Raw genomic sequence first — 6,405 nt, forward strand, 5'->3', positions numbered from 1 at the left:
GCGCGCCCGACAGGAGTCGAACCCATAACCTTCTGATCCGTAGTCAGACGCTCTATCCAATTGAGCTACGGGCGCATTTAAAATGGTGCCGAGGACCGGAATCGAACCGGTACGGTAGTCACCTACCGCAGGATTTTAAGTCCTGTGCGTCTGCCAGTTCCGCCACCCCGGCACATTTGGAGCGGAAGACGAGGTTCGAACTCGCGACCCCCACCTTGGCAAGGTGGTGTTCTACCACTGAACTACTTCCGCATGTGCATAAGCTTTTTTTATCTGGCAATGAAAATAATGGTGCGGGTGAAGGGAGTCGAACCCCCACGCCTTGCGGCGCTAGATCCTAAGTCTAGTGCGTCTGCCAATTCCGCCACACCCGCTTATTATTATTTAAAAATGGTGAGCCATGAAGGACTCGAACCTTCGACCCTCTGATTAAAAGTCAGATGCTCTACCAACTGAGCTAATGGCTCGAAAAATGGTGCCGGCTATAGGAATCGAACCCACGACCTACTGATTACAAGTCAGTTGCTCTACCTGCTGAGCTAAACCGGCATATGGTGGAGGATGACGGGCTCGAACCGCCGACCCTCTGCTTGTAAGGCAGATGCTCTCCCAGCTGAGCTAATCCTCCTGGGTATTATGCCTAGCGACGTCCTACTCTCACAGGGGGAAGCCCCCAACTACCATCGGCGCTAAAGAGCTTAACTTCCGTGTTCGGTATGGGAACGGGTGTGACCTCTTTGCCATCATCACTAGACTTTGTTATGTATCTTGTTTTGAAGTTGTTTACCTGTCCTTCAAGACAAGAATTATTGTATAACGTTTTCTAACATTATGCAATACTTTTTTATAAAAAAAAGAAATTATTACTTTTTAAAGTTATTTTTGTTAAGTAAGAGAAAATATTGCCCTGCAAAATATTATAGCAATTGTTGGTTCAAAAGAAAACAATTATTTTATTTGCCGATATTCTTAGCTTATAATCTATTTCAATACAAGTGAAGAATATAGATAATCCTTCACTCTTCTTTTCATTAAATATTTGAAAGCTCTATTTTTAATTTTACAATATCCTCAAGTGTAGTAGAAGGACCAAAAGATATTCTAAAAAATTGGCGTGCCGCTTCCAAAGAGAACCCCATAGATAGAATAGCCTTTGTTCCCGATTCACTATGAATATCACATGCACTACCAGTAGAGATACAGATTCCCGCCTCATTTAACTTTAAAAGAACATATTGCCCCTCTACTTTCTCCATCATTACCCCACAAATATTAGGTAGTTGCTGTTTACATTCAACGAGCTGACATGTTTCAGGTAAATTATTTTCAAAATAATCTCTTAACGTTTGATAATGTTGCAACTCATATTGATAGTTTTCAATTGCCGCGGCAAAGGCCACGATTGCAGGAGTATCTAATGTTCCCCCTCTAAGACCCCTCTCATGTGTCACACCTGGTGTTAATGCAGGTACTCTGATTGCAGGGTTCATATATATAGCACCGCAGCCCTTTGGCCCACCTATTTTATGAGCCGAGATGGTAATAGCATCGGCCCCCTTTGGTATAGCTAGTTTACCAAATGATTGTACACAATCAACGTGACAGAAAATATTTGATTTTCTTGCCATCTTTACGATTTTCTCTACAGGCTGGATTGAACCAATTTCAGAATTGACATGTTGAATGGTAATCAAAGCAGTCTCTTCTCGGATTGCTTGTTGCAATTGTCCCAGATCAACACAACCATCCTTCTGCAAAGGTAATTTTGTTACAGTAAAGCCCTTTTTCTCAAGTGTATTCAAAGCTGCATGCACTGACGTATGCTCAGCTTGAGAAGAAATAATGTGTTTTCCTTTTTTTGAGGCTAGTGCTAACGACAAGATGGCTATGAGATTTCCCTCTGTTCCACTACCCGTAAAAATTACACCATCACTAGTTACACCTAGGGCTTGGGCTACAACCTCTCTTGATTGCTGGACAAAATAAAGGGCTTGTCCCCCTAAATCATGCAGACTCGCACTATTTCCATAATACCGTTGTGCCACCTCTACATAGGCCTCAAGAGATTCCCTCATCATAGGTGATGTTGCAGCATAATCCATATAAATCATCGTCTTCTTCCTCTCTTGTTCATCAGGTCTTGTTTTCTTTTTTATTTTATGTAAAGATAAGTGTCAAGACAACTGTAAAGAAGGTATAACTATGGATGTAAAGACAGACGTCCTTATAATTGGTAGTGGAATTGCTGCACTTCAGGCTGCTTTAGTGCTTGAAAAACATTTTCAAATACAAATTGTTACAAAATCATCTTTATATATGAGTAGTTCTTACCGTGCACAAGGTGGGATTGCTGCTGTTACTAGTGAGGAAGATCATATTCAACACCATATTGCTGATACATTGAAAGCTGGCGAGTATCATCATGAGAAAAGGCATGTTAAAACACTTATAAAAGATGGCACTGAGATTATGCAAAACTATCTAAAGGATGGCCTCCCTGTTGATCGGCAGGTCGATGGAAAACCTGCTCTAGGACTTGAAGGAGCACATAGTCATCATCGTATTCTACATGCAGGTGGTGATCGTACTGGTCAGATTTTCATAGATTATTTGCTTCATAAACTCTCACCCAAAACAAAGATCAATTGCTATGAAATGGCTTATGAGCTTTTACGGAATACAGATGGTGACTGTGTAGGAGTATTAACCAAAGGAGAAAAAGGTACAAAACGTTATTTGGCACATCATGTTATTTTAGCGACAGGTGGCGCAGGTGCCCTTTATTCAAGTACATCTAATTTTCCAACTAATACAGGGGATGGGATCGCATTAGCATTTCGAGCAGGCGCTGCCATTAGTGATATGGAATTTATGCAATTTCACCCGAGTCTTCTTTGGTGTAAAAATGAAGCAAAGGGATTAGTTTCTGAAGCTGTCAGAGGGGCTGGCGGTATTTTTGTTAATGCACAGCATCAGCCCATTATGACAGGTTTACATGCTCAACTTGACCTAGCACCAAGACATATTACTGCACTTGCCCTATTTACAAAACGTGCAGCTGGTGAAGAAACGTTTATTGATATCACTAACATTCACGACTTTGAAGAAAAATTTCCAACAATTGCTCAGCTATGCCATGTTCATCACGTTCATTTACAAGATGGCCTAATCCCCGTGGCTCCAGGAAGTCATTTCTTGATGGGTGGTGTTATTGCTGATGACAAAGGAAGAACTACTATACCAAACTTATATGCAGTCGGTGAGGTTGCCTGTACAGGCGTACATGGCGCGAATCGTTTAGCAAGTAACTCCCTATTGGAAGGTATTACATTTGGTCAAAAAATGGCGCAGTACATTATTCAAAAAGGGTGTCATCAAAAAAACTTTTTACTGGAAAAGCATCAATGTGCTGATAAAATGCCACCTTTATTTAGCAAACCCCAATTACAGCAACACATGATGCGGTTCCTAGGTATTGTTAGAAATATTGATGACTTGCAGCATTTTGCAAAGCAACTACCCTCCTTGCAATCACTTACTCAAGTTAATTTAAAGGGTCTTGAACTAGCTGAGTTGGAATTATTTATGATGCATGTAGTCGCCACATTAATGGCACATGCAGCAATTACCCGAACGGAAACAAGAGGAGCTCATATTCGAACGGATAAACCCGAAATGAAATCACAATGGGCAAGCCGATGGATTATTTTTTCGCAAGGACAAATGAAAGTGAGGAACTCATTGTATGAATATCATCAAACTCGAGGAAATGCTCAAGCAATTTTTTAATGAGGATTTAGGAGATGGAGATTTATCGAGTGAATTTATCTTTTCACCCGAACAGCAGGGAGCTTTTTCTTTTTACGCGAAAGAAAGCGGAATTTTTTGCGGGGCTAACATTATTGAGCATGGCTTTCTCTTACTCGATCGATCAATCGAAGTCAACCTTCATAAAAAAGATGGAGAGATGGTTAAGTCAGGTGATGTACTCGCTGTGATTAAAGGTCCCTTACAAAAGTTATTAATCGGTGAGCGTGTCATTTTAAATCTTATTCAACGTATGTCTGCTATTGCAACGGCAGCCCATCTTGCCGTTCAAGAAACAGTAGGTACTCACGCAAAAATATGTGATACGCGTAAAACACTACCAGGACTGCGTATGTTAGATAAATATGCTGTTCGAATTGGTGGTGCTTTTAATCATCGTAATGGCCTGTATGACGCAATTATGCTAAAGGATAATCATATTGCCTTTGCTGGTAGCATTACAAAGGCAGTTCAGGCCGCTAGAGTAAAAGTCGGTCATACCGTAAAAATTGAAGTTGAAATTGAAACAAAAGAACAATTAGAAGAAGCTATCAACGCAGGAGCAGATATTATTATGTTTGATAACCGTAGCCCAGAAGAAATTCGTGCATGGCTTCCCATTGTTCCTCCCACTATTGCGACTGAAGCATCTGGGGGCATCACACTTGAAAATTTAAAGGCATATGCCCAATCGGGTATTCAATGGATTTCACTTGGCTCCTTAACACATTCAGTTAAAGCTTTTGATATTAGTGCACTCGTTCAAATGAAAGGAGATCATTCCCTTGTCCATCACTAGTTTATTACAACAGACGACATTACTCCCAGAGCATTATCGGGAACTATCTGTAAAGGAAATGGAATCTCGTATTTTATCAATAAAGAAAAAATTAGGTCCTAAATTATTTATTCCTGCCCACCATTATCAAAAAGATGAAGTCATTCAATTTGCAGACGCAACTGGGGATTCTTTACAGTTAGCTCAATTATCCGCAGCAAATAAGGAAGCTGAACACATCGTATTTTGCGGTGTACATTTTATGGCAGAGACTGCTGATATGCTGACAACGAAACAGCAACGTGTCTATTTACCAGATATGCGCGCTGGTTGTTCAATGGCTGATATGGCAGATATTTATCAAACAGAACAAGCATGGCCCATTCTTCAAGAACTCTTTGGTGATACGATTATTCCTCTAACCTATGTTAATTCAACTGCGGCTATTAAAGCCTTTACTGGAAGGCATGGTGGTGCTTGTGTCACTTCATCGAATGCAAAGGAACTTGTTCAATGGGCTTTTACCCAAAAACAGCGTATCTTCTTTTTACCTGACCAACATTTAGGAAGGAATACTGCCTATGATTTAGGTATACCTCTTGAAAATATGGCTGTTTGGAATCCACATAAGAACATGCTCGAAACAAAAGAGCCTCTTGAAAATATCCAGGTTATTCTTTGGAAGGGTCACTGCTCTGTGCACGAAGGGTTTACGGTTCAACATACAGAGGTTATTCGCAAAGAACACCCGACTATGAGGATTATCGTTCACCCAGAGTGCAGCCGTGAAGTGGTAGCAGCGGCTGATGATGCAGGCTCCACAAAATACATTATTGATACAATCAATCGAGCTCCAAGCGAATCTGCATGGGCAATTGGAACAGAAATGAATCTTGTCAATCGCATTATTAAGCAGCATCCTGATAAACATATTGTCTCCTTAAATGAAAACTTTTGTCCTTGTTTAACAATGAATCGAATTGACCTTCCACATTTGTTATGGAGCTTAGAAAGTATTGAGCAAGGTCAACCTCATAACCGTATACAAGTAGATAAACATACTACCGCTGAAGCACTTAGTTCACTTGATAGAATGCTAGCCAGAGGATAAATAGTTACACTTTTTAAACAGAAAGGTTGAAGATATAACCTTTCTGTTTCTGTTTACAAACACCTGCTTTCAATAGTGCTAACGGCTTCCATTTTCGCCTACATTGCTAAAATTGACACGACTTTATGCTCCATGATACTGTCAATTTGGAGGTGATATTAAATGGCTTTTCAATCGAAAAATATCTTTATCAATTTACCAGTAAAAGATCTAAACAAATCTATCAGTTTTTTTAAGGAATTAGGTTTTGAGTTCAATCAACAATTCAGTGATGAAACAACAGCCTCAATGATTATTAGTGAAAATATCTTCGCATTAATAATGGTTGAAGAACGATTTAAAGGATTTAGTAAGAAAGAAGTTACAGATACTACTACTTCTGCAGAAGCAATCTTATGTCTTTCTGCTGAAAGCCGAGAACAAGTAGATCAATTAGTGAATAAGGCACTTGCCTCTGGTGGTAAACCATATAGTGAACCACAAGATCACGGATTTATGTATGGTTGGGGTTTTCAAGATGTAGATGGGCATATCTGGGAAGTGGTTTATATGGATGAAAATGCATTGAATCAAGAGTAAATTTTGTATCTATGAATATCAAAAAACAGTAGATGCAAATGCATCTACTGTTTTTAGTATGACCCGTACGGGATTCGAACCCGTGTTACCGCCGTGAAAGGGCGGTGTCTTAACCACTTGACCAACGGGC

At 40.0% G+C, this 6,405-nt stretch carries 5 protein-coding genes, 8 tRNA genes and 1 rRNA gene; 4 read left to right on the forward strand and 10 right to left on the reverse strand.

What is annotated here, in order from left to right; all coding sequences use genetic code 11:
• Position 1: 1 nt before the first annotated feature.
• The 9 genes from HCH28_RS24675 to HCH28_RS24715 form a co-directional block, all read right to left on the reverse strand.
• Positions 2 to 75 (reverse strand) — tRNA-Arg (locus HCH28_RS24675).
• Positions 76 to 83: 8 nt separating this feature from the next.
• Positions 84 to 172, reverse strand: a tRNA-Leu gene (locus tag HCH28_RS24680).
• A 5-nt stretch (positions 173 to 177) separates the two neighbouring features.
• Positions 178 to 252 (reverse strand) — tRNA-Gly (locus HCH28_RS24685).
• Between the two features lie 37 nt (positions 253 to 289).
• A tRNA-Leu gene (locus HCH28_RS24690) sits at positions 290 to 374 on the reverse strand.
• Positions 375 to 391: 17 nt separating this feature from the next.
• Positions 392 to 467: transfer RNA gene (locus HCH28_RS24695), tRNA-Lys, on the reverse strand.
• Between the two features lie 6 nt (positions 468 to 473).
• A tRNA-Thr gene (locus tag HCH28_RS24700) sits at positions 474 to 549 on the reverse strand.
• A 3-nt stretch (positions 550 to 552) separates the two neighbouring features.
• Positions 553 to 628 (reverse strand) — tRNA-Val (locus tag HCH28_RS24705).
• 10 nt (positions 629 to 638) lie between these two features.
• Positions 639 to 754: ribosomal RNA gene (rrf, locus tag HCH28_RS24710) — 5S ribosomal RNA — on the reverse strand.
• A gap of 277 nt (positions 755 to 1,031) precedes the next feature.
• A complete protein-coding gene (locus HCH28_RS24715) occupies positions 1,032 to 2,102 on the reverse strand; it encodes a cysteine desulfurase family protein (protein ID WP_221683485.1) in 1,071 nt (356 codons plus the stop codon).
• 100 nt (positions 2,103 to 2,202) lie between these two features.
• Here HCH28_RS24715 and nadB point away from each other — a divergent pair, with 100 nt between their 5' ends.
• The 4 genes from nadB (at position 2,203) to HCH28_RS24735 (ending at position 6,275) form a co-directional block, all read left to right on the forward strand.
• Positions 2,203 to 3,789 carry an L-aspartate oxidase gene (gene nadB / locus HCH28_RS24720; RefSeq protein ID WP_221683481.1) on the forward strand — a complete coding sequence of 529 codons (1,587 nt, stop codon included), beginning with the start codon at positions 2,203 to 2,205 and terminating at the stop codon, positions 3,787 to 3,789.
• Entirely contained in the window at positions 3,746 to 4,606 is an 861-nt protein-coding gene (nadC, locus tag HCH28_RS24725; protein ID WP_004227779.1) for a carboxylating nicotinate-nucleotide diphosphorylase, read from the forward strand. Before nadB ends, nadC begins: the two co-directional genes overlap by 44 nt.
• Positions 4,593 to 5,696 carry a quinolinate synthase NadA gene (nadA, locus tag HCH28_RS24730; protein ID WP_221683482.1) on the forward strand — a complete coding sequence of 368 codons (1,104 nt, stop codon included), beginning with the start codon at positions 4,593 to 4,595 and terminating at the stop codon, positions 5,694 to 5,696. Before nadC ends, nadA begins: the two co-directional genes overlap by 14 nt.
• Positions 5,697 to 5,858: 162 nt before the next feature.
• Complete coding sequence (locus HCH28_RS24735) at positions 5,859 to 6,275, forward strand: VOC family protein (protein WP_221683483.1); 417 nt, start codon at positions 5,859 to 5,861, stop codon at positions 6,273 to 6,275.
• Between the two features lie 59 nt (positions 6,276 to 6,334).
• On the opposite strand, the gene HCH28_RS24740 is transcribed toward HCH28_RS24735, so the two are convergent.
• A tRNA-Glu gene (locus HCH28_RS24740) sits at positions 6,335 to 6,405 on the reverse strand.

Origin of the sequence: Lysinibacillus sp. K60, from assembly GCF_019731275.1 — a bacterium.
GTDB lineage: Bacteria > Bacillota > Bacilli > Bacillales_A > Planococcaceae > Lysinibacillus > Lysinibacillus capsici.

What these genes read in the sequence shown, in the direction of transcription:
- HCH28_RS24715 (WP_221683485.1), bottom strand. Translation starts at nt 2,102, where the DNA reads ATGGATTATGCTGCAACATCACCTATGATGAGGGAATCTCTTGAGGCC.
- nadB (WP_221683481.1), top strand. Translation starts at nt 2,203, where the DNA reads ATGGATGTAAAGACAGACGTCCTTATAATTGGTAGTGGAATTGCTGCA.
- HCH28_RS24735 (WP_221683483.1), top strand. Translation starts at nt 5,859, where the DNA reads ATGGCTTTTCAATCGAAAAATATCTTTATCAATTTACCAGTAAAAGAT.
- nadC (WP_004227779.1), top strand. Translation starts at nt 3,746, where the DNA reads ATGAATATCATCAAACTCGAGGAAATGCTCAAGCAATTTTTTAATGAG.